The sequence below is a fragment of the Arthrobacter sp. Y3221048 genome, assembly GCF_059092685.1.
Genome location: NZ_JBNHHX010000002.1, coordinates 190,635 through 213,716, shown reverse-complemented (window position 1 = coordinate 213,716; position 23,082 = coordinate 190,635). Strand labels below are relative to the sequence as shown.

At 69.6% G+C, this 23,082-nt stretch carries 20 protein-coding genes; 13 read left to right on the top strand and 7 right to left on the bottom strand.

What is annotated here, in order from left to right:
- Positions 1-4: 4 nt before the first annotated feature.
- On the bottom strand, positions 5-1,129 hold the full coding sequence (locus AC5RVS_RS05600; protein ID WP_493989631.1) for a glutathione S-transferase family protein: 1,125 nt from the start codon (positions 1,127-1,129) through the stop codon (positions 5-7).
- 100 nt (positions 1,130-1,229) lie between these two features.
- On the bottom strand, positions 1,230-2,915 hold the full coding sequence (locus tag AC5RVS_RS05595; RefSeq protein ID WP_494107460.1) for a PucR family transcriptional regulator: 1,686 nt from the start codon (positions 2,913-2,915) through the stop codon (positions 1,230-1,232).
- 155 nt (positions 2,916-3,070) lie between these two features.
- Between AC5RVS_RS05595 and AC5RVS_RS05590 the strand changes: the two genes are divergently transcribed.
- From AC5RVS_RS05590 to AC5RVS_RS05580, 3 genes are all read left to right on the top strand, one after another.
- Positions 3,071-4,564, top strand: coding sequence for a CoA-acylating methylmalonate-semialdehyde dehydrogenase (locus AC5RVS_RS05590; protein ID WP_494107459.1), 1,494 nt, complete (start codon positions 3,071-3,073; stop codon positions 4,562-4,564).
- Between the two features lie 12 nt (positions 4,565-4,576).
- A complete protein-coding gene (locus AC5RVS_RS05585; RefSeq protein WP_494107458.1) occupies positions 4,577-5,947 on the top strand; it encodes an aspartate aminotransferase family protein in 1,371 nt (456 codons plus the stop codon).
- A 116-nt stretch (positions 5,948-6,063) separates the two neighbouring features.
- The gene (locus AC5RVS_RS05580; RefSeq protein WP_494107457.1) at positions 6,064-7,155 is read left to right on the top strand and encodes a GTP pyrophosphokinase; all 1,092 of its coding nucleotides are present in this window, start codon (positions 6,064-6,066) and stop codon (positions 7,153-7,155) included.
- A gap of 22 nt (positions 7,156-7,177) precedes the next feature.
- Here the strand turns inward: AC5RVS_RS05580 and AC5RVS_RS05575 are convergent, their stop codons facing one another.
- Positions 7,178-8,443: an MFS transporter gene (locus AC5RVS_RS05575; RefSeq protein WP_494107456.1), complete on the bottom strand. Its 1,266-nt coding sequence runs from the start codon at positions 8,441-8,443 to the stop codon at positions 7,178-7,180.
- A 113-nt stretch (positions 8,444-8,556) separates the two neighbouring features.
- Positions 8,557-9,600 (bottom strand): iron-siderophore ABC transporter substrate-binding protein, encoded by a 1,044-nt coding sequence (locus AC5RVS_RS05570; RefSeq protein ID WP_494107861.1) that lies wholly within the window; start codon positions 9,598-9,600, stop codon positions 8,557-8,559.
- 241 nt (positions 9,601-9,841) lie between these two features.
- Between AC5RVS_RS05570 and AC5RVS_RS05565 the strand changes: the two genes are divergently transcribed.
- The 10 genes from AC5RVS_RS05565 (at position 9,842) to AC5RVS_RS05520 (ending at position 19,047) form a co-directional block, all read left to right on the top strand.
- Positions 9,842-11,554, top strand: a complete 1,713-nt coding sequence (locus tag AC5RVS_RS05565; protein WP_494107455.1) for an amidohydrolase — start codon at positions 9,842-9,844, stop codon at positions 11,552-11,554.
- Entirely contained in the window at positions 11,551-12,987 is a 1,437-nt protein-coding gene (locus AC5RVS_RS05560; protein ID WP_494107454.1) for an NAD(P)/FAD-dependent oxidoreductase, read from the top strand. Before AC5RVS_RS05565 ends, AC5RVS_RS05560 begins: the two co-directional genes overlap by 4 nt.
- A gap of 10 nt (positions 12,988-12,997) precedes the next feature.
- Entirely contained in the window at positions 12,998-14,476 is a 1,479-nt protein-coding gene (locus AC5RVS_RS05555) for a gamma-aminobutyraldehyde dehydrogenase (protein ID WP_494107453.1), read from the top strand.
- A 124-nt stretch (positions 14,477-14,600) separates the two neighbouring features.
- Positions 14,601-15,113, top strand: coding sequence for a methylated-DNA--[protein]-cysteine S-methyltransferase (locus AC5RVS_RS05550; protein ID WP_494107452.1), 513 nt, complete (start codon positions 14,601-14,603; stop codon positions 15,111-15,113).
- 49 nt (positions 15,114-15,162) lie between these two features.
- Positions 15,163-15,687, top strand: coding sequence for an RNA polymerase sigma factor (locus AC5RVS_RS05545; RefSeq protein ID WP_494107451.1), 525 nt, complete (start codon positions 15,163-15,165; stop codon positions 15,685-15,687).
- Positions 15,684-16,316, top strand: coding sequence for a methylated-DNA--[protein]-cysteine S-methyltransferase (locus tag AC5RVS_RS05540; protein WP_494107450.1), 633 nt, complete (start codon positions 15,684-15,686; stop codon positions 16,314-16,316). Before AC5RVS_RS05545 ends, AC5RVS_RS05540 begins: the two co-directional genes overlap by 4 nt.
- Complete coding sequence (locus AC5RVS_RS05535) at positions 16,313-16,978, top strand: alpha-ketoglutarate-dependent dioxygenase AlkB family protein (protein WP_494107449.1); 666 nt, start codon at positions 16,313-16,315, stop codon at positions 16,976-16,978. Before AC5RVS_RS05540 ends, AC5RVS_RS05535 begins: the two co-directional genes overlap by 4 nt.
- Positions 16,979-17,047: 69 nt before the next feature.
- A complete protein-coding gene (locus AC5RVS_RS05530; RefSeq protein WP_494107448.1) occupies positions 17,048-17,650 on the top strand; it encodes a DNA-3-methyladenine glycosylase I in 603 nt (200 codons plus the stop codon).
- 149 nt (positions 17,651-17,799) lie between these two features.
- Complete coding sequence (locus tag AC5RVS_RS05525) at positions 17,800-18,192, top strand: universal stress protein (protein ID WP_493989664.1); 393 nt, start codon at positions 17,800-17,802, stop codon at positions 18,190-18,192.
- A gap of 3 nt (positions 18,193-18,195) precedes the next feature.
- Complete coding sequence (locus AC5RVS_RS05520) at positions 18,196-19,047, top strand: DNA-3-methyladenine glycosylase family protein (RefSeq protein WP_494107447.1); 852 nt, start codon at positions 18,196-18,198, stop codon at positions 19,045-19,047.
- A gap of 82 nt (positions 19,048-19,129) precedes the next feature.
- Here the strand turns inward: AC5RVS_RS05520 and AC5RVS_RS05515 are convergent, their stop codons facing one another.
- From AC5RVS_RS05515 to AC5RVS_RS05505, 3 genes are all read right to left on the bottom strand, one after another.
- A complete protein-coding gene (locus AC5RVS_RS05515; RefSeq protein WP_494107446.1) occupies positions 19,130-20,038 on the bottom strand; it encodes an aldo/keto reductase in 909 nt (302 codons plus the stop codon).
- Between the two features lie 57 nt (positions 20,039-20,095).
- A complete protein-coding gene (locus tag AC5RVS_RS05510; protein ID WP_493989667.1) occupies positions 20,096-21,391 on the bottom strand; it encodes an MFS transporter in 1,296 nt (431 codons plus the stop codon).
- Between the two features lie 340 nt (positions 21,392-21,731).
- Positions 21,732-23,078: an NAD(P)/FAD-dependent oxidoreductase gene (locus AC5RVS_RS05505; RefSeq protein ID WP_494107445.1), complete on the bottom strand. Its 1,347-nt coding sequence runs from the start codon at positions 23,076-23,078 to the stop codon at positions 21,732-21,734.
- Between the last annotated feature and the right edge of the window lie 4 nt (positions 23,079-23,082).

The following is a 23,082-nucleotide window of genomic DNA, read 5'->3' as shown; positions in this document are numbered from 1 at the left end:
GCGGCTACGCGGGGTAGAGCGGGTTGTGGCCGGCGGTGACACGTTCGGATTCGCGTACCGGGCCCGGCGCGGTGCCGTCCCCGAAGGGGCTGCCGCCGAGGGCCTCGCGGCCGTGATCGGTCAGCCAGCCGGAGAGGTCGGGGCCCTGCGGGACGATCCGGGTGGGATTGATGTCCTCGTGCACGATGTAATAGTGCTGCTTGATCTGCACGAAGTCGACGGTGTCCCCGAAGCCCGGGGTCTGGAACAGGTCTCGGGCGTAACCCCACAGCGCCGGCATTTCGTCCAGTTTGTTCCGGTTGCATTTGAAGTGGCCGTGGTAGACGGCGTCGAAGCGGACCAGCGTGGTGAAGAGGCGGACGTCTGCCTCGGTGATGGTGTCGCCCATGAGGTAGCGCCGGCTGGTCAGGCGCTCCTCCAGCCAGTCCATGGCCACCCAGAGCCGGTCGTAGGCCGCGTTGTAGGCTTCCTGCGATCCGGCGAACCCGCAGCGGTATACGCCGTTGTTGACCTCGGTGTAGATCCGCTTGATGACCGGCTGCATTTCGTCGAGCTTGTCGGCGGGCAGCAGGTCCGGCGCGCCGTCGCGGTGGTGCTCCTTCCACTCGGTGGAGAAGTCCAGCGTCATCTGCGGGTAGTCGTTGGTGACGACGGCGCCGCTCGCCTCGTCCACGACGGCCGGCACGGTAATGCCGCGCGGGTAGTCCGGGAAGCGCTTGAAGTAGTTCTCCTGCAGGCGCTCGGTGCCGAGGACCGGGTCGCGGCCGCCGGGGTCCAGGTCGAAGGTCCAGGAGCGGGCATCATGGGTGGGACCGGGCAGTCCGAGCGAGATGGCGTCCTCCAGCCCGAGCAGGCGCCGGACAATGATGGCGCGGTTGGCCCAGGGGCAGGCACGGGCCGCGACCAGCCGATATCGGCCGGCCTCCACCGGCCAGGCCGTGGCCCCGTCGCCGAGGCCGCCGTTCGGGTTGCCGATCGTGCCGCCGGTGGGACCGTTCGAGGCCCGGACTGCTTCGGGATCGGCGACAATCCGGTCCTCGATGTAGTTGGTGTCCCGGTCGAATTCCCCGCCGCCCTGGATGTAGGCGCCCTTGGTGCTGAACTCTGCCGTGTCACTGCTCTGGCTCATGCCTCCACCATATCGGCCCGTCGGCGTCCGGTGGCAAGGGGCCTGAGCCGGCGCAAGGGGCCGGGGCTCATCCTCGCCGCCCTGCGTCTGCTGCGTCGGGTTAGCTGCGCATCCTGTGCAGCAGCAGGGCCACGTGCAGCGAAGCCCGCGACTCGGCGTCGTCGAGCGGGACGCCGAGCTGCTCCTGCAGGCGGGCCAGCCTGGCATAAAGAGTTGGGCGGCTGAGGTAACCGTCGCGCGCCAGCCGGGCCTTGTTGCCGCCGGCCTCCAGGTACCGCTGCAGGAGGTCCAGCGCGTCGCGGTCGTTGGCGATGGCGGCGAGTTCGGCGTCCGCGAAGGCGGCCACGCGCGGATCGTCGCGCAGCAGGGAGAGCAGGCCGCGCATCCGGACGTCGGAAGAGCGGTAGAACCGTTTTCCGGTGCCCAGCCCGGCCGCGGATTCGGCCACATGCGCCGCTTCATCCATCCCCGCCGCAGCGGCCAGCAGCTCCGGCCGGCCGCGGCCGACCCCCACGGTCCAGTCGGGGTCGGTCTGCTCGGCCAACTGGCCGCACAGCCGTTCCAGCACCGGGTCTTCCAGCTGCCTGGCCGGCACCGAGACCAGCAGCCCGATGGAGCCGGCCTGCAGGCTCGCTGCCAGCGCCGACACCCGGGCGGCCGCGGCCACACTGTTCAGCAGGTCCAGCAGCGCCCGTTCCCGCCGCTGGAGTTCGATCGGTTCTTCGGCGGCAGGCCGGGCCAACTGGAACACCACCGGCAGGTAGACCGGGGCGGACGCCAGCCCCAGGGCCGCCGCCCTGGCCAGGGCTTCGCTCTCTTCCAGTGCACCGGGCCGGCGGAGTTCGTGCAGCAGGCCGGAGCGGGCCTGGTGGGAGAGTTCGCGCTGGTCCCGTTCCGCCATGCGGTTGATGGTCAGGGCCTGGCCCGCCCGCTCCAGCACCATGGCGGCGTCGGCGTCGGCAGTTGCGGCGGTTCCGGCATTTCCTGCCGCCCGCCCGCCGGCCGAAGGGTCCCCCGACGAGGGACCGCCGACCGAGGGTTCGCCGGCTGCCGGTCCGCCCTCTGATTCGCCAGCCACCGGCACCACCAGCCGGCCCCAGCGCTGGCCGCGCAGTCCTACCGGCGCCTGCAGCCAACCCGCCGAACCGGCCCGGACCGTCTCCTCACGATAGTGCACCAGGCGCGACCGTTCGGCCCAGCCGTCGAGCAGTTCCGAAGCGGGCACGCCGGCCGTGGCGAAGGCCAGCACCAGATGCGCCACGTCTTCGAGCACCACGGGGGCGCCGATCAGTTCGGCGGCCCGGGCCACGATCTCCTCCGGCGGGGCGTTCTCCAAGCTGAGCATGGTGAATACCTCGTGCACCTGGCGCGACCGCTCCAGCTGCGCCAGCTGCCCGGCCACCAGCATGCGGTGCACCACCTCGGTGACCTCCACGAAGCGGATGCGGCGGGTCACCAGGATGACCGGCAGGCCTGCGGTGCGGCCGGCCTCGCGCAGTGCCGCGGCGGCCTGCGGTCTCTGGGCAGTAATTTCGACGATGACGGCGGCGGCCCCTGCCGCTGCCAGCTCGGCGAGGTAGCGGGTCGCTTCGGTGGCTGAGTCCTCGAACGCCAGGCCGGTGGTCAGGACCAACTCGCCGCCCTCCAGCAGGCCGGCAAGGCTCCTCAGCTCGGCCACATGGACCCAGCGGACAGGCGTGGCCAAGGCGTCTGCGCCCGAGAGGACTTCGGGGCCGCCGGCCCGCACTACCTCGAGGTCGAGGACATCCCGCACGTTCAGCTGCATTGACACAGTGTAAGTCGCAAAGCTCTTAAACCGACAGAGTGTCAGTGGTGCCACCGCCCGAGTCGCCGGACGATAGGGGAAGACCCACGCACACCTCCTCGGTTCGCCGCAGGCTGTGTGCGTGCAATCACGAGAAGCCGCGAAGAAGGAGCATCATGCAGACCATCCAGCACTGGATCGAGGGGACCTACACGGCCCCGCAGGCCGACAGCCGGCTCGGCGACGTGGCCAACCCGGCCACCGGCAAAGTTTCCTCCCGCGTCGCCCTGGCCAGCACCGCCGTCGTAGATCAAGCGGTGCTGGCGGCAGCGGCAGCGTTCCCGGCCTGGCGCGATACGTCGCTGGCCCGCCGCATGCAGATCCTGTTCAACTTCCGCGAGCTGCTGAACGCGCGCAAGGGCGAGCTGGCCGCCATCATCACCGCCGAACACGGCAAGGTGTTGGACGACGCGCTCGGCGAGGTGTCGCGCGGGCAGGAGGTCGTGGAGTTCGCCTGCGGCATCCCGCACCTGCTCAAGGGCGGCTACACCGAGAACGCCTCCACCAAGGTGGACGTGCACTCGGTCCGGCAGCCGGTGGGGCCGGCGGCGATCATCTCGCCCTTCAACTTCCCCGCGATGGTACCCATGTGGTTCTTCCCGGTGGCGATCGCCAGCGGCAACACCGTGGTGCTGAAGCCCAGCGAAAAGGACCCCACGGCCGCCAACTGGATGGCCGAGCTGTGGAAGGAAGCCGGGCTGCCCGACGGCGTGTTCAACGTGGTCCACGGCGACAAGGAAGCCGTGGATGCTCTGCTGGAGCACCCGGAGATCAAGTCCGTTTCCTTCGTCGGTTCGACGCCGATCGCCCGCTACGTGTACGAGCGCGGCACGGCCTCCGGCAAGCGGGTGCAGGCGCTGGGCGGGGCCAAGAACCACATGCTGGTGCTTCCCGATGCCGACCTGGACCTTGCCGCGGATGCGGCGGTCAACGCCGGCTACGGCGCGGCCGGCGAGCGCTGCATGGCGATCTCCGCGGTGGTGGCCGTGGAGTCGGTCGCGGACGAACTGGTGGCCAAGATCGCCGAGCGGACCGCGAAGCTGCGCGTGGGCGACGGCCTGCGCGGCACGGACATGGGGCCCCTGATCACGGCGGCTCACCGCGACAAGGTGGCCGGCTACATCGCGGCAGGTGCCGAAGCCGGCGCCGAACTGGTGCTCGACGGGCGCACTGTGGAGCCGGATGCCGAGGGCGACGGCTTCTTCCTGGCCCCGACCCTGTTCGACCGGGTGACGCCGGAGATGTCCATCTACACGGACGAGATCTTCGGACCGGTCCTGTCGGTGGTGCGGGTGCCGGGCTACGACGAAGGACTGGCGCTGATCAACGACAATCCGTACGGCAATGGCACCGCGATTTTCACCAACGACGGCGGTGCCGCCCGGCGCTTCGAGAACGAGGTGCAGGTGGGTATGGTGGGGATCAACGTGCCGATCCCGGTGCCCATGGCGTACTACTCATTCGGCGGCTGGAAGAACTCGCTGTTCGGTGACAGCCATGCACACGGTTCCGAGGGCGTGCACTTCTTCACCCGCGGCAAGGTCGTGACCACGCGCTGGCTGGATCCGAGCCACGGCGGCATCAACCTGGGCTTCCCGCAGAACATCTAAGAGGAGAGAGCGATGACCACCACCACAGGCACCCCGTTGAGCCCGGCGGAGCTGGAAGCCGGCCGCCGCGCCTATCAACTGGACCGGCAGCATGTGTTCCACTCCTGGTCCGCCCAGGAACAGATCACGCCCATGGTTATCACCCGGGCGGAAGGTTCCTGGGTCTGGGACGGCGAGGGCAACAGGCTGCTGGACTTCTCCTCGCAGCTGGTCAACACGAATATCGGCCACCAGCATCCCAAGGTGGTCTCGGCCATCCAGGAGCAGGCCGGGCTGCTGTGCACCGTGGCGCCCCAGCATGCGAACGCCGCCCGGTCCGAGGCGGCGCGGTTGATCGCCGAACTGACCCCGGGCGACCTGGACCGGATCTTCTTCACGAACGGCGGCGCGGATGCCGTGGAGCATGCGGTCCGGATGGCCCGGCTCCACACCGGTCGCTACAAGGTGCTCTCCGCCTACCGCTCCTACCACGGCGGAACGGCGTTGGCGGTCAATATCACCGGCGACCCGCGGCGGGTGGCGAACGACTACGGCAACGCCGGCACGGTCCACTTCCACGCCCCGTTCCTGTACCGCAGCCAGTTCCACTCCGCTGACGAGGCGCAGGAATGCCAACGCGCGCTGGAGCACCTGGAAACCACGATCCAGCTGGAGGGAGCGGCCAACATCGCCGCCATCGTGCTGGAATCGATTCCCGGCACCGCGGGCATCATGGTGCCCCCGCCCGGCTACCTCCGGGGCGTCCGCGAGCTGGCCACCCGGTACGGGATCGTGTTCATCGCGGACGAGGTGATGGCCGGGTTCGGCCGTGCCGGCAAGTGGTTCGCCATCCAGCACGCCGACGTGGTGCCGGACCTGCTGACCTTCGCCAAGGGCGTCAACTCCGGCTACGTGCCGCTGGGCGGCGTGGCGATCTCCGAGGAGATCTACGCGACCTTCGCCCAACGCGCCTACCCCGGCGGGCTGACCTACTCCGGGCACCCGCTGGCCTGCGCCGCGGCAGTGGCGACGATCAACGCCATGCGGGACGAAAAGATGGTCGAGCATGCGGCGGAGCTGGGCACCACGGTGTTCGGCCCGGGGCTTGCGGAACTGGCAGCAAAGCACCCGTCGGTCGGCGAGGTCCGCGGCGTCGGGGCCTTCTGGGCGGTGGAACTGGTGCGCAACCGGGCCACGCGCGAGCCCCTGGCGCCGTACGGTTCCTCCAGCCCGGAGATGAACGAGGTGGTTGCGGCCTGCCGCCAACGGGGGCTGCTGCCGTTCGCCAACTTCAACCGGATCCACGTGGTGCCGCCGCTGAACATCAGCCCGGAGGATGCACGCACCGGCCTGGCCATCCTGGACGAGGTGCTGGAGGTGGCGGACACGCACGCCGCGGGCTGAGCGCGCGGCCGCGGGACGCAGTTCGCTTCCGGCATCCTGCGGATACGTTTCGCGGCCGCTGTCTTGGTAGGTTATTCATTTACCGCACGAACCTACCGCAGGAGAGCCAGGCGCGCATGGGCATTCATTGGGACCGGTTGGACGAGCGGTTGCGTGCGCAGGTGGAGGCCAACACCGCGCAGTACGAGCGAGTGCGCCCGGCGCTGGCAACCGTCACGTCCCAGCTGCAGTCGGGCATCCGCGACATCTTCCGCACTGCCGAACTGACGCCTCTGTTCGTCACCGCCCGGACCAAAAGCGTTGAATCGTTCCGGGACAAAGCGTCGCGGATGCTGCAGCCTGCCGAACCGGGCGGTGCGCCGGCGCTGGAGTTTCCGGATCCCTTGCGAGAGATCCACGATCTGGTCGGCGTCCGGGTGATCGTGAGCCTGCCTCACGAAATCCGGGAGGCCGCAGCATTAATCAAGCGGCAGCGCAGCGACTTCGACTGCCGCGCCGACCGCGAGAAGGACATCGGCTCGATCGAGTCCGGCACCTATGGCTACGCCAGCCGCCACCTGATCATGCGCACCCTGCAGAACAACACGGTGAAGGCTTACCAGCAGGCCCTGGGTGAACCGGCCCGCGCCACCGGCAGCTACCTCTTCGAGGTCCAGATCCGTACCATCCTTTCGCACGCGTGGTCGGAACTGGAGCACGATATCCGCTTCAAGTCCTCTGACCCGCGGGCCTGGAGCCCCTACTTCGACCGGCAGTTCACGGCTACGGCCGCCATGCTGGAGGCAGTCGAATCGGCCTTCGCCGAACTCCACGAGCGCTACGAAACCGTCACCGGCTACTGGGACGAAGAGGGCGAAGGCGCGGCGCCGCTGACCCCGCGCCGGGTCCGCGAGGTCTGGCAGACCCTGCTGCCGCACGTGGACCGCAAGTCCGACGACGACTGGGGCTGGGCAGCGGAGTTGCTGGCGGCGCACGGCCTGAAAACCACGACCGAGTTGGCTGCTTTGCTGAACCCGGAAACGATCACGGATGTCCGCGCCGCCCTGGAACACCGCTACTCCCCCGGACCGGACCGTCTGCTGGACGACCTGCTGCTGTGGCGCTTCGGCCGCCGCCACATCGAGCTCACCGCGGGCGAGGACGTGCACCGGCGCGAATCGCTGCAGCGCCGGTTCCGGCAGCTGGAGACCTACCGCCAAGGCGTGTAGGCGGCCGGCCGGGCTTTCCGGGTCACCCGGCCGGCGCTGCCGGGCTCACCGGTGCGAAGGCGAAGCGATCCCGCCCAACCAGCAGCCCGATGGCCGCCTGCCCCACGGCGATGAGGCATAGCATCGCCAGGGAGGTTTCCCAGGCGCCGGTGGCGGCAAAGAGCCCGCCGAAGATCGGCGGGCCGGCGGCGGCCAGCAGGTAGCCGATCGACTGAGCCATGCCGGAGAGGGCACCGGCTTCGCGGTGGGTGCGGGTGCGCAAGCCGAAGAGCGAGAGCGCGGTGACCAGGGAGCTGCCGCAGCCGAAGCCCGCCACCAGCACCCAGAACAGCATGACCTGCGGCATCAGCATGATGCCCAGGCCGCCGGCCACCACCAGCAGGGGCGGCAGCGCGGCGGCCAGGCGCTGGGTCGGCCCGCGCAAGGCAACGGGGGTCAGCAGGCTGGATACCACCCCGATCAGCTGGAACAGCATGAGGTCCCAGCCGGAGGCCAGGTCGCCGCGGCCGTGGAAGCGTTCCAGGGTGGGCAGCCACGTGATGAGAATGTAGAAGGTCATCGACTGCAGGCCCATGTACACCGTCACGTGCCAGGCGAGGCCGGACTTCCACACTGAACCGCGGACCAGAGCCGGCGCGGCGGCGGCACGGGCCCGCTCTGCGGCCGCGTCGCCGCGCCGCAGGCGGGGCAGCCACAGCAGCACGGCCGGCACCGCCAGCACCACGAAGGCCGTCAGGGCGAAGCGCCAACCGGCCGGTCCGCCGCCGAACGGAACGAGCGCCAGCGGCACCGCGAGGCCTGCCCCGAGGGAGGCGCAGCCGCCCAGCACGGCCGAATAGGCGCCGGTGAGCGAAGCCATCCGTTCCGGAAAGTCGCGCTTGAGCAGCGCGGGCAGCATCACGTTGCAGACGGCGATGGCCGCACCGACGAGGAAGGTGCCGATCCACAGATTCGCGATGGTACCGGGAACCGGCCGCAGGAACGTCCCGGCGACCAACAGCATCAGGGCACCGAAGACCGTGCGCTCGACGCCGAACTTTTCGCTCAGTCCGTGCGCCAGCGGGGACACCGCGCCGAAGGCCAGCAACGGGATTGCGGCCAGCACACCCAGGGCGGTGGTTCCCAGTCCGGTGTCCGCGCCGATCTGGTCCAGCAGCGGGCCGACGCTGGTCAGCACCGGGCGCAGGTTGGCTGCCACCAGCAGGATGCCGGCAATCAGCAGCCCGGCCGACATCGCCCGGCTGGACCCGCGGGTCTTCACCGCCCCCACCCCTTCCGCGATAGGCAATCTCCGGCAACCTTATGCGACTGGACAGGCAGAGGGGCACCCTGCCCGCGCCGGCACTGCTCAATCCGCGCGGTGGGTGCCCCTCGCCGTCGTACCGGGGCGGCGGCCGCAGGCTACTTGGCGGCGTCTGCCGCGTCGGCGGCCTCGGCGAGCATGGGCAGGAAGGTATCCAGCGCCCACGGCAGGCTCAGCGGAGACGCGGCGGAAATGGACAGCGTCAGCGTATTGTCCGAGTCCGCCACCAGCGCACCGTCTTCGATCGCCGGGATCTGGCTCAACAACGGGTCCGTAGTGATTTGCTCGGCGGTCTTGTCATCCGGCACCCAGGTCACGAAGACATCGGATTCCAGCTCGTTGGCCTTCTCCGCCGACCACGGAATGAAGAACTCGTCGGAGCCGGCGGTGGCCTCCGTGACCACATCCGCCTGGACCATGCCGATGCTGGTGAGGAACTTCGGCCGGTTGTCGTTGGCAGTGTAGACGTTCACGCCGTCGCCCTTGGCCGGTTCGAGGTTGCCGTAGATGAAGCTCTTGCCAGCCAACTGCGGGTACTCCGAGGCCTTGGCCACGATGGCCTGCTCGGTCTCGGCCACCAGGTCCTCGGCGGCCGCACTGCGGCCCAGCGCCCGACCGATCATCCGGGTGGAATCCTGCCAGTCGGTGCCGTACGGAGTCTCCGGGTACGCGACGACCGGGGCGATCTTGCTGAGCGTGTCGTAGTCTTCCTGGGTCAGCCCGGAGTAGGCGGCCAGGATGACGTCGGGGGCCAGCTCGGCAATCTCGTCGAAGGCGATGCCGTCCGCCTCGGAATACAGCGTGGGCGCGTTTTCGCTGCCGATCGCGGCGCCCAACTCCTTCAGCTTGGCGTCCCGCCACGGGGTGGACCCCTTCTCGTTTCCGCCCCAGTCCTCCTTGGGCATGCCGACCGGAACCACGCCCAGCGCCAGCGACACGTCGGAGTTGACCCAGGACACGGTGGCCACGCGTTCGGGCTGTTCTTCGATCACGGTCTCGCCGAAGGCGTGTTCAACCGTCACCGGGAACTGGTCGGACGCCGCGGCCGACGGGCCGCCCTCGGAACCTCCGCCGGCGGGACCGGTGGAGCAGGCGGTCAGGGACATCAGGACGACGGCGGCGGCAGCAGCCAGCCCGCGCATGCGTGAAAGGGCCACCGGGGCCTCCTCGAATCAAGGGAAACGAACAAAAGTAAGGGTAGCCTACGCTCACACGGATTAAGCAACTGCTTCGTTGCGTATTCCGACGCCGAGGCCCGGCGGGCCGAGCGAGGCCGGGGGCCGCACCTTCCCGGGGAACTCCGGCAAAACCGTTGACAAAGGGACCGGCCGGCTGTGTCATAAGTGAAACCCATTCATTTCCGGCACCGTCAGAGGAGCGGCCATGGCGGCAGACTGGATATTCCACTCCGGCAGGATCTTCGATGGGCTGCGCCTGCTGCCCGGAGCCACGGCGGTTGCCGTCGCGGGCGGGGTGGTGACGGCCATCGGAACCGACGCCGAAGCCCGGACAGCGGCGGGGCCGCATGCCACCGTCGTGGACCTGCGCGGAAGGCTGCTGGCGCCCGGCTTCACCGACGCCCATGTGCACGCCGTGATGGCCGGGATGGAGCGGTTGGGCTGCGACCTGTCCCTCTGCACCGGGGCCGACCAAGTGCTGGCCCGGATAGCCGCGTTCGCCTCGTCCAGCACCAGCGGGTGGATCACCGGCGGCGGCTGGCACAAGGCGGACTTCCCGGGCGGTTACCCGACCCGGCAGGCGCTGGATGTGGTGGTCCCGGACCGCCCGGTCTACCTGGTCAATGCGGACCACCACAGCGTCTGGGTCAACAGCCGTGCTTTGGAGTTGGCCGGCATCGATGCCGCCACCCCCGACCCGAAGGACGGCCTGCTGGAGCGCGATGCTGCCGGAAGCCCGGACGGAACCCTGCACGAAGGCGCCATGGATCTGGTCAACCGGGTCATCCCGCGCGCGACGGCCGAGGACATGCGGGCCGGCTTGCTGGAGGCCCAGCGCTACCTCCACTCGGTAGGCGTAACCGGGTGGCAGGAGGCGATCCTGGGCGACTATGCCGGCTATCCGGAGGCCAGTGCCGCGTACCGGACGTTGTGGGACGAGGGCCTGCTGACCGGCCGCGCCGCCGGAGCCCTTTGGGTGCCGCGGAGCACCAGTCTGGCGTCGGTCCCCGACCTGGTCGCGGAGTTTATCGCCCGCCGGGAACAGAATGCGGCGGCCGGTTTCCGCACCACCAGCGCCAAGATCATGGTGGACGGGGTGCCGGAGAACAGGACCGCGGCCATGTTGGAGCCGTACCTGCAACCCTGTGCCTGTGCCGGCGCGGCAGGACACGAAAACCCTGCGGCCCGCGGCGCCGCGGCGGCCAGTCCGGCGGCGAGCCGCGGGCTGACGTATCTGCCCAAGGACGTTCTGGGGGCAGTGGTGACGGCACTGGATGCCGCCGGATTCGACCTGCACCTGCACGTGATCGGCGACCGTGCCGTGCGGGAGGGACTCGACGCCGTCGAGGGGGCCAGGCACGCGAACGGCCCCGGCAGCGGCCGGCACCACATGGCGCATCTGCAGATCATCCACCCCGCCGACATCGCCCGTTTCGGCGAACTGGGCATCACCGCGAACCTGCAGGCGCTCTGGGCCTGCAACGACGCACAGATGCGCGAGCTGACGGTGCCGCTGATCGGCGAGGAACGGGCCGGCTGGCAGTACCCCTTCGCGTCCCTGGCCGCCTCCGGCGCCCGGCTCGCGATGGGCTCGGACTGGCCGGTGTCCACGCCGGATCCCTGGCAGGCCATCCACGTGGCGGTGAACCGGTGGCACCCGGACGACGGCTCGGACGGGCCGCTGCTTCCCGGCGAGGCGTTGTCCCTGCAGACGGCGCTGGCCGCCTACACCTCCGGCTCTGCGTGGCTGAACCGCCATGACGACGGCGGCCGGATTGTTCCCGGAGCGCCGGCCGACCTGGCGGTGCTGACCGCCGACCCGTTCAGCCTGCCGCCGGCGGAGCTGCACACCGTCGGCACCGACATGACCCTGGTGGCCGGCCAGCCGGTCTTCGAACGACAGGGGGTGCCGGCATGAAAACGTTCTATGACCGTGCCGAAGAACAGATCCCGGCCGCCCGCCTCGACGCCGCCTTGGCCGGGGCGTCCCCGACGGCGTACTGGCTGGATGATCCCTCGCGCCCCGAACCGCTGCCGGCGTTGCGCGGCCCGGTGACGGCGGATTTGGCGGTGGTCGGCGGCGGCTACACCGGCTTGTGGACCGCGCTGCTGGCCAAGGAGCGGGACCCGGACCGCTCGGTGGTGCTCCTGGAGGGCAACCGCATCGGCTGGGCCGCGTCCGGGCGCAACGGCGGCTTCTGCGAGGCCAGCCTGACCCACGGGAGCGCGAACGGGCAGAGACACCTCCCCGGCGAAAACGAACTGCTGGACAAGCTGGGTCTGCAGAACCTGGACGAGATCGAAGAGAGCCTGGCCCGGTACGGGATCGACGCCGGCTTTGAACGCACCGGCACGCTGTCCGTGGGCACCGAAGAGCACCACGTCACCTGGCTGGCCGAGGAGGCCGCCGAGGACCCCGCGCTCGAGTTCCTGGACCAGGCTGCCGTCCAACAGCAGGTGGCCTCCCCCGCCTATCGGGCGGGGTTGCGGGACCGGCGGGGAACGGCGATGGTGCACCCCGCGAAACTCGCCTGGGGACTGCGCGACGCTTGCCTGGGCGCCGGCGTCGAGATCTTTGAACACACGCCGGCACGCTCCCTGTCCCAACGGGCGGGATCCATCCTGCTGCGCACCGACGCCGGCTCCGTGGCCGCCGGACGCGTCGCGCTGGCGACCAACGCCTTCCCGTCGCTGCTGGCGCGCACCCGGCTGCATACCGTCCCGGTGTACGACTACGCCTTGATGACCGAACCACTGACCGGCGGGCAACGGGAGTCGCTGGGTTGGTCGGAGCGGTTTGGCATTTCCGACAACGACAACCGGTTCCATTACTACCGGCTGACCACCGATGCCGACGGGCAGGACCGGATGCTGTTCGGCGGCTACGACGCGGTCTACCACTACGGCAGGTCGCTCCGGCACGGCCACGAACAGCGCCCGGAAACGTTCCGCCGTCTCGCCGCACACTTCGCCGCCACCTTCCCGCAGCTGGCCGACGTGCGCTTCAGCCACGCCTGGGGCGGCGCCATCGATACCTGCAGCCGCTTCTTCTCCTTCTTCGACACCGCCTGCGCCGGCCGGGTGGCCTATTGCGCCGGCTTTACCGGCCTCGGCGTGGGAGCGTCGCGGTTCGGCGCCAACGTGATGCTGGACCTGCTGTCCGGCCGGCCGACCGAACGGACGGAGCTGGAGCTGGTGCGGCGGAAGCCGCTGCCGTTCCCGCCCGAGCCGCTCGCCTGGCTCGGCATCAAGCTCACCACCGCTGCCCTGATCCGCGCCGACCGCAACCGGGGACGACGCGGCCCCTGGCTGAAAGCCATGGACGCGGCCGGCATGGGCTTCGACTCGTAAGGAGACAAGAATGCACCAGTACATCGACGGCGGACTCCGCGAAGGCCGCGGAGAGCGTGCCACACGCGTCAACCCGGCCACCGGAGAGGCCGCGGAGACCATCCGCTATGCTTCCGGGGCCGACGTGGACGACGCCGTGGCGGCCGCCAAAACCGCCTTTCCGTCCTGGGCGGGCGCGACGCCTGCCGAACGTTCCGAGGCCCTGCTGAAACTGGCGGCCGAACTCAAGCGCAGGGCGGCGGAGCTGGCGGCGGTCGAAACCGCGCAGACCGGCAAGAGCATCCGCCTGGCCACCGGGTTCGACGTTCCCGGGACCGTCGACAACGCGGCCTTCTTCGCGGGCGCGGCCCGCCAGTTGCAGGGAGTGGCGGCCGGCGAATACGGCACCGGCGGCACCTCAATGATCCGGCGCGAGCCGATCGGCGTGGTGGGCTCCGTGGCGCCGTGGAACTACCCGCTGCAAATGGCCGCGTGGAAGATCCTGCCGGCGATCGCCGCCGGCAACACCATTGTGCTCAAGCCCTCCGAACTCACGCCGGGCACCAGCCTGATCTTCGCCGAAGCAGCGGCCGCGGCGGGAATACCGCACGGCGTGGTCAACATCGTCACCGGCAGCGGCCGGGAAGCGGGCGAGGCCCTGGTGACCCACCCGGATGTGGCCATGACGTCCTTCACCGGCTCCACCGCCGTCGGACGCCGCATCATGGCGCTGGCGGCGGCGCGGGGGAACCGCGTGCACCTTGAGCTGGGCGGCAAGGCACCGTTCGTGGTGTTCGACGACGCGGACCTGGAAGCCGCCGCGCACGGAGCGGTGGCCGGCTGCACCATCAACGGCGGCCAGGACTGCACCGCCGCCACGCGCGCGTACATCCAGCGGCCGCTGTTCGACGCTTTCACCGCACGGGTGGCCGAGCTGATGGAACTGGTGGTGGTGGGCGACCCGACCGACGAAGCCACCGACATGGGCTCCCTGATCAGCCGCGGGCACCGGGACAAGGTGGCGGGTTTCGTGGACCGGGCCAGGGACGCGGGGGCGAAGGTCCTGGCCGGCGGCGCGGCTCCCGGCGCCGAGCTGGCGGACGGTGCGTACTACCGGCCCACGCTGGTCACCGGCATCGGGCAGGATGCGGAAATAGTCCGCGACGAGGTCTTCGGCCCGGTGCTGACCGCGAAGCCGTTCGACACCGACGGCGAGGGCATCGCGCTGGCCAATGACACCCAGTACGGGCTGGCTGCCTCCGCGTGGACCAGCAGCCTGGCCCGTTCCCTGCGCGCATCGGCCGACATCCAGGCCGGCTGCGTCTGGATCAACGACCACATCCCGATCGTCTCCGAAATGCCGCACGGCGGGTACAAGGCCTCCGGTTTCGGCAAGGACATGTCCGCGTATTCACTGGAGGACTACACGAACATCAAGCACGTGAGCATGGGCAGCGACCCGGCCGCGCACAAGGAATGGCAGGACACGGTGTTCCGTTACCGCGGCTGACCGGGACCCCCCGCCCCGCCACGCTGCCCCGCCCCGGAGGACGTCGGAACGGTAGCGCGGGACTCACCTTAACGCGCGCCGGAACGTCTGCACGGGAGAGAATGAAAGCGGACGAAGGAGCGCCATGACCCGCGTGCACACCCTCATCGACACCCCGGTCGGGGAGCTGACGGCCGTCGCCGAGGACGGGTCGCTGAGCGCGCTCTACTTCCCGGGCCACAAGCGGATGCCGGCCCCCGCCACCTTCGGCGACCGCACCGCCGTCGGCTTCGACGCGGTCTTTGCAGCAGTCGCTGAGCAACTGGACGAGTATTTCACCGGCCGGCGCACGGAGTTCAACCTGCCGTTGGCGCCGAAGGGCGACCCCTTCAAGCTGAAAGTATGGGCGCTGCTGCGGCAGATCCCCTACGGCCAGACCCGCTCCTATGGACAGCTGGCAGCCGAGCTGGGCGACCCGCATCTTGCCCAGGCCGTGGGCCACGCCAACGGCCAGAACCCGCTGTCCATCGTGGTGCCGTGCCACCGGGTGCTCGGAGCGGACGGCTCGCTGGTGGGTTATGCCGGAGGGCTGGAACGGAAGCGCTTCCTGCTGGAGCTGGAAGAGCCGGCGGACGTGAAAGCGGGCAAGCTTTTCTGATGCGCCCACCTCACGGAATGCGCCCGGCGAGCGTCTACAAGGTGTGCAGATGAAACCCTTCGAGCAACTGGTCAGCGACCACGGCCCCACCGTGCTGCGCATCTGCCGGGTGGTGCTGGGTCCCGGGCCGGACGCCGAGGATGCCTGGTCCGAGACCTTCTTGTCTGCGCTCAGGGCCTATCCGGAGCTGCCCGCCGCCACAAACCATGAGGCCTGGCTGGTCACCATCGCCCACCGCAAGGCCATCGATGTCGTCCGGCGGCGGGCGCGCACTCCGGTGCCGGCAGAGTACCTGCCCGAGTCGCCGTCAACGCTGGGTATCCCCGGGAATGACGACGACGAACTGCGCCAGGCCGTCGCGGCCCTGCCCCTGAGGCAGCGCGAAGCGGTCGCGTTGCATTACCTGGCCGGCTTGCCGTATGCCGAAGCCGCCGAAATCACCGGATCCACTACCGGAGCCGTCCGGCGCGCAGCCGCCGACGGCATCGCCAGGCTTCGGGCGTTGTACCGCAGTGGCCCGGAGCAGGCCGCAGGGGCTGCCACACATCACGCGAGTGAAGGAGTTATGCGATGACCACCGCACAATCGGCGGCTCGGGACGCCACGCCGGGCCCCGGGCTGGACGTGCTGACCCGCCTGGATCCGGCGCTGCTGGAGCGGCTGCACGCCAGGCTGGAACGCGAGGCCGCTGCCGCAGGCACCCTCGACCTGGCCTACGCTACCGCCGACACGCCGCTTGGGCAGCTGTTGCTGGCCGCGACGGATGAAGGACTGGTCCGCGTGGCCTTCGAGGGCGAAAACCACGATGCCGTGCTGGCCGGCCTGGCTGCCAGGGTCAGCCCCAGGATCCTGCATGCTCCGGCCCGGCTTGAGGCCGCCGCGCGGCAATTGGATGAATACTTCGCCGGCCTGCGGCGCTCCTTCGACCTTCGGCTGGACCGCCGGCTGTCCAAGGGATTCCGGGCGGACGTGCTCAGGCACTTGCCCGAGATCCCCTACGGCCGGACAGAAAGCTACGCGCAGGTGGCCGCCGCCGTCGGAAATCCCAAGGCGGTGCGCGCCGTGGGCAGCGCCTGCGCCACCAACCCGCTGCCCGTCGTCGTGCCCTGCCACCGCGTGTTGCGCTCGGACGGCGCCTTCGGCGGTTACCTCGGCGGGCCGGAGGCGAAGGCCTACCTGCTGGGCCTGGAGGCGGCGGCGTGAGCACGCTGTTCGACGACGCTCCAGCCGGCCCCCGCGAGATCGCTCCGGGCGCGGTGCATGTGCCGGGCTGGCTGACCGTGGCGCAGCAGCGCGAACTGGTCGAAGCCTGCCGGGAGTTCGGCCGTGGACCGGTCCCCTACCGCGCGGCCAAGCTGCCGGGCGGCCACGAGATGAGCGTGCGGACGCTGTGCCTGGGCTGGCACTGGGCACCGTACAAGTACACCCGCACCGCCGACGACGTGAACGGCGCTCGCGTGCTGGAGTTCCCCGGCTGGCTCGCCGAGTGGGGCAGGCTGGCCCTGGCCGACGCTTCGGGGGATCCCGCCGCGGGGCAAGGCTACGAGCCGGATACGGCCCTGATCAACTTCTACGACGACACCGCCAAGATGGGCATGCACCAGGACAAGGACGAACAGGCGGACTTCCCGGTGGTATCGCTCAGCGTCGGTGACGACTGCCTGTTCCGCTTCGGCAACACCGAAACGCGGACCAAACCGTATACCGACCTCCGGCTGCGCTCCGGGGATCTGTTCGTATTCGGCGGACCGGCCCGGTTTGCCTACCACGGCGTGCCCAGGATCTACCCGGGCACCGCCGATCCCGCCTGCGGGCTGACCGGCGGCCGGTTGAACCTGACCATGCGGGTGACCGGACTGGGGTGAGGGTTCGCGGTCTTCCACAGCATGTCAGGAGCGACTGCGGGCGGCGCCACGGTAGGAGAGAATCGAACCATGGAGACAACCGCTTCCGGCGTAGTCCTCTGCGAGGACGGCCTGGCCCGGCCGGCGTGGGCCGCCACGGATCCGATGCTGCGCGAATACTACGACACCGAATGGGGCATGCCGGTCCGGGGCGAGCAAGGCGTCTATGAGCGCATCACGCTGGAGGGCTTCCAGGCCGGGCTCTCGTGGGCCACGATCCTGCGCAAACGCCCGGCCTTCCGGGAAGCGTTCCATGACTTCCACGTGGACACCGTCGCCGCGTTCACCGAAGACGACGTCGAGGCGCTGATGCAGGACGCCGGAATCGTGCGGAACCGGGCCAAGATTAGCGCCGCCGTCACCAACGCGAACGCCACCATTGAACTGCGCGCAGAAGGCGGCCTGAGCGACTTCGTCTGGTCGTTCCAGCCGGAGGAAACACCGGCCCCGCGGCACATCCAGGACGTGCCCACCACATCGCCGGAGTCCGTCGCCCTGTCCAAGGCGCTGCGCAAGCGCGGCTTCGCCTTCGTCGGCCCCACCACCATGTTCGCCCTGATGGAAGCCATCGGCATGATCGACACCCACCTGGTGGACAGCCACCGCCGCGGCTCGTCCGGCGTCTGGAACTAACGCCCGCTCGCTTTCACAATCACTTCACGCATCCGCCGCACCGTGAGATGCGTGCCACAATGAAGTGCACCCGCTGGCTTCGGGGGAACCGGACGTGCATGTTCGACCGGATGCCGGCACCGCAGGAGTTATCCGGTAAGGAGAGCACGTTGACGATTCTTGTTGCCTACGCCCCGCGTCCCGAGGGCCGTGCCGCCCTGAGCAAGGGCATTCAGATGGCCACCCAGACCAACGAGAAGCTGGTGGTCGTCAACGCCAGCCCGGGCGGGACACAGAAGGACGAGTCGTTCGCTGACCCCCACGACGCGGCCTGGGTGCAGCAAGAACTGTACAACTCCGGCCTGGAAGCAGAGTTCAAGCAGTTCGTCCGCGGCAAGGACGCCGTGGCCGAAATCGTGGAACTGGTCGAAGAACTCTCGGTCTCACTGCTCGTCATCGGCCTGCGCCGGCGCTCGCCGGTGGGCAAGCTGATCATGGGCAGCACCGCCCAGGAGATCCTGCTGACCGTCGACTGCCCGGTCCTGGCGGTCAAGGCCCGCTGACCCATGCAGGTTGGCCTGCCGCTGCTTCCGCCGTTCGACTCCTCCGCTCTGGCTGCCCTGGCCGCCCATGCGGTCCCCGGCATCGAGACCGTCGATATGGCGGCGGGCACCTGCACCCGCCTGTTCGGTACCAGCGCCGGCCCGGTGCCGGTCACCGCCACCCTGTCGCCCGACGCCGTCGGCCTGGACATCGGCAGCGATTCCCCCGCCGCCTTGAGCGAAATCACGACGGCGGTGCGCGGCTGGCTGGACCTGGACCTGGAACCGGAGCGGGTGGCGGCGGCGTTGGGCGCCGATCAGGTCCTCGGGCCGCTGCTCGCTGACCGTCCCGGGCTGCGGATCCTGGGTTACCCGGACGGCTTCGAGGGTGCCGTCTCCACCGTGATCGGCCAGCAGGTCTCGCTGGCCGCGGCCCGCACCTTCACGGCCCGGCTGGTCTCTGCCTTCGGCTCCCGGTCCGGCACCGGCCTGGTGCTCTTCCCCACACCGGATGCCCTGGCCGCCGCCGGCCCCGACGCCGTCCGCGATGCCGTCGGCTTGACCGGTGCCCGCGCCCGGACCGTCCAGGTCCTGGCCGAAGCCTGCGCGGACGGGCTGGACCTCTCTCCGGACACGGATCACGCCGACACCCGCCGCCGCCTGCTGGCGCTGCCCGGCATCGGTCCGTGGACGGTCGAGTACCTTGCCATGCGGGCGTTGCACGACCGCGATGCCTATCCTGAGGGCGATCTGGTGCTGCGGCGGGCCCTCGGAGTGAAGACCGCCACCGAGGCCCGCGCGCTCGGCCGGTCGTGGTCTCCGGTGCGGGCCTACGCCGTCTTCCACCTCTGGACCGCCTCGGCCTACTTGCCTTAGGAAAACCGCCCTTTCCCGGCTGCCCGGCGCGGGGCGGGAGCGGCGTGCCAGTTTTCGGTCCTCACCGCCGGGCGAGCACCCTTCATCTCCGGGCTGCAGAACCTGCCTGCTCGATCCGCTCCAACAGCTCCGCGGGCAACCGGACCTGCGGCGCCTTGAGGTTGGAGCGCAGGTGTTCCGGCTTCACGGTGCCGATCACCGCGCTGGAGACCCCGGGGTTGCCGAGCACGAAGGCCAGCGCGATCTCACTCGCGGAGAGGCCGTCGACGTCGTTGATGAACCGGTACTTCCGGCCTTGCACAAATTTGTGCCGGTGGTTCTTCAGCGCCCGCAACAGGTACCAGACGTCGCTGGGGCCGGTGATCTTGAAGATGTCGCGCGAGTAGAGGGTCTGGGCGAGCGGCGACTTGAGCTTGACGCCCACGCCGGCGTCCCGCGCCTCGGAGATCACCGTCGCCAGCGACCGGTCCACGATGTTGTATTCCACCATCAGGGCGTCGAAGATGCCCAGCTTCAGCGCTTTCCCGGCTCCGCCGCGGCCGGTGGAGACGCCGAGCGCCCCGACCTTCCCCTGTTCCTTCAGCTTCAGGACGGTGTCGATCGCGGGACCGGCCGGCTGGGGGAAACCATGGAAGTGCAGCAAGGGCAGGTGGTCCACCTGGAGCCGCCGCAGGCTGCCATGCACGCTGTTTTCGATGGCCCGGGCCGAGTAATCCTTCACATTCCGGTTGTTGATCCAGTGGGACCCGACCTTCGTGGAAATCACCAGATTCTCCGTGCGGCCTTTGAGGATACGGCCCAACCGCTCCTCGGCATTCCCGCGGCTGTAATTCGGGCCGGTGTCAAAGGCCGTGATGCCGCCGTCGAGCGCCTGGTCGATCAGGTGCGCCGCCTGCCGCTCGGGGAAAGCCTTCATGCCCCAGTACCCGCCGGCCCCGAAACTCAATTCTGAGACGTGCAATCCCGACCGTCCGAGTGCGCGTTGTTTCACCGCGTGCCTTCCTGCAGTCCCAACATCTAACCATTCACCAAGCTACCGGAGGCGGGATCAGCGCACGACGCCGGCGCGGTTGCCGTAGGCGCGGAGGGCGACGGCGAGCAGCGAGCACAGCAGGTATCCGGCGCCAACCAGCAGCCAGCCGGTATCGAAGCTGCCGGTGGCCTCGAGCAGCAGACCCATGAGCAGCGGCCCGGCGGCGAAACCGGCATACATTCCCATCGAGACAATGCCGGAGGCTGCTCCGACCCGTTCGGCCGAAACCACGCGCATCACGCCGGCGATCACCACCACATTGGTGCCCAACACGGTGGCACCGTGCAGGACGACGCCCAGCCAGAGCAACGCGGGAATTCCGAGCGAGCCCGCGGCCAGGAACGCTCCCGCTCCGCCGAGCGCCCCGATTCCCAGCAGGATGAGCAGCGTGGAGGCCCGCACACCCTTGGCCATCCGCCGCCCCCACAGCACCCGGGAGGTCACGCCGACGACGCCGGAGACGCCGGCTGCCACGCCGCCCATGACCAGGCTGAAGTCCAGTTCCCGGACGGTGAACAGCGGCAGGTAGACGTTGGTGGCCTGCATGCCCAGGCCCGATAGCAGTGCGTAGCCGGCGAACAGCCAGACCGAGAGCGGGAACCGGGCCGGTGCACCAGCGCCCCTGGTTCGCGCCGCGCCACCCGGCTGCGCGGCCGGGGCGCCGGCAGGAGGTGCGGCCGGGGCATCAGCCGGCGGAGTGGTGGAAGGCGCCGCGTGGGCGGGAGGCGCCTTCGCCGCCGTCGTTGCGGTGCCGGGTTCCGGGAGTTGGCGCAGTCCGTAGAGCAACAGCCCGACGGCGACGACGGCCGCCAGGGCGGTGGCGCCCTGCCAGCCGACCCACAGCGCGGCAACGGGGAAGAACAAGCCCGAGAACAGCTGGCTGCCTTGGACGCCGGACTGCTTGACACCGATCCAGCCCGGGCGCTTGGGCGCAGGAACCTGCGTCATGATGATCCGGTTTGTGGTCGGGTTGGAAATGGCCTGCGCGGGGCCGGCCAGCAGCGCTGCCATCACCAGGACCAGATAGTGCTGGGACAGGGCGGCGACCACCAGGGCCACCGCCGTGCCGGCGAAGATCAGGACGAGCTGGGCGCGGTTGGAAATCCTGTCGCTGAGTTTGCCCAGCCACATGCTGGAGACCGCGGCGCTGGCGAAAATGGCCGTGGCCAGCAGGCCGAATTGGCCCTCGCTGATGCCCAGGTCGTCGATCACCAGCGGGCTGACGGTGCTCAGGCCGTAGTTCAGCAGCGGGCCGACGCCCATGGCGCAGGTCAGGACGAAAAGCAGTGCGCCGCTGGGGTGTTTGGACATACTGCCCTCCTCGCTGCCCGGATCGGGCTCCGTCCAGCAGGCTACTCCCGGGCACAGCCTTCCGGCGGCAGGCTTCGCAGCAGAAGAGTCTCCCACCGTAACAATGGAGAGCTGGCTCACGTTCGGCGCCGCCGCGGAGCCTCCAGCCGCCATGATGGTGCCCGGGCGGGCGCGAAAGGGCGCGAATCAGGGGCACCGGCGATGGCCGGGTGGAAGCCGCCGTGCTACCCGGACGGCCGCGACGCCAATGTAGCCGGCCGTTCCGGGCCAGGGGCCTGCTTGCGGGTCCTGCCTGTTTGCCCGGGGCCTGCCTGGGGCGCCTTCCTGTTCGCCCTAGGGCCTACTTCCGGCCCTTCTGCGTGTCGGCATGGGCCTCGACGAAGGCGCGCCGCGGATGCTGGGTGGCCCCCATCGACGTGATGTCCCGGCCGCCAAACACCAGCGGGCTCCAGCCTGCCAGCAGGCGCCATTTGTGGATCCAGGTGGGCAGCGCCAAGCCGTGGTAGCCCATGGCGACGTACCAGGCGGGCTTGCCCTTCAACTCGTAGCCAAAGACCTTCGCGGCGCCCCGGCCCACGCCGTAGGTCGCGACCGTGCCCAGCGATTTGTGCCGGTACTCGGCCGGCGGCTGGCCTTGCACGGCGTTGACCACGTTTTGGGCGAGCAGCTTGGCCTGGCGGACCGCATGCTGGGCGTTCGGCGGGCAGTAGGCCGGCTGCTTCTCCGCCTCCAGATCGGGTACCTGGGCGCAGTCGCCTGCGGCCCAGGCGCCTTGCACCACCTGACCGGCATCGTCGATCACCTGCAGCCGCGCGTTCGCGTTCACGTGCCCCTTCGGGCCGCGGGGCACGTTCGTGTCGTCCAAGACGGGGTTGGGTTTCATGCCGGCCGTCCAAATAATGAGGCCGGCCGGGATGCGCTCGCCGGTGCTGAGCTCGGCCACCGAGTCCTCGCAGGAGGGCATGGTGGTGTTCAGCCGCACATCGATACCGCGCTGGCGCAGCTGGCCCAAGGTCCACTCCGAGAGATTCGGTCCGACCTCGGGGGCTACCCGGTCCAGCGCCTCGACCAGCACCCAGCGCAGTTGCGAGCGGTCCAACTCCGGATGCGCGTCCACGGCCAGCTTAGACAAGTCGCTCAACTCGGTCAGGGCCTCGACGCCGGTATAGCCGCCGCCGACCACCACGAACGTGAGCGCCCTGGCCCGTTCCTCCGGGTCGCTGGTGCCGGCGGCCAGCGCCACGTTGTCGAGCACCTTGTCACGGCAGTAGATAGCTTCCTCCACGGTCTTGAACCCGATGCCGTGCTGTTCCAGCCCCGGCGTGGGGAAGGTCCTGGTGACCGCGCCGACGGCGAACACCACGTGGTCGTAGGCCACCGAAAATTCGTCACCGCCGAGCTCGCGCACCTGGGCGTTCCTGGACTGGACGTCCAGCGACACCAGCTTGCCGCGGACGATGTCTACCTTCTTCAGCGCGCTGCGCAGGTTAACCGTGACGATTCGCGGTTCGATTTCCCCGCCGCCTACCTCCGGCAGCAGCGGCTGGTACGTCATGTACGAGTTGGGCTCAACAACGGTGATTCGTGCATCCGACGGTCCCAGCCGCTTGCGTATCCCCCAGGCAGTGTAGAGGCCGACGTAGCCGCCGCCCAGGATGAGTATGTGAGGCGTCGCTGAAGTGGTCATAATC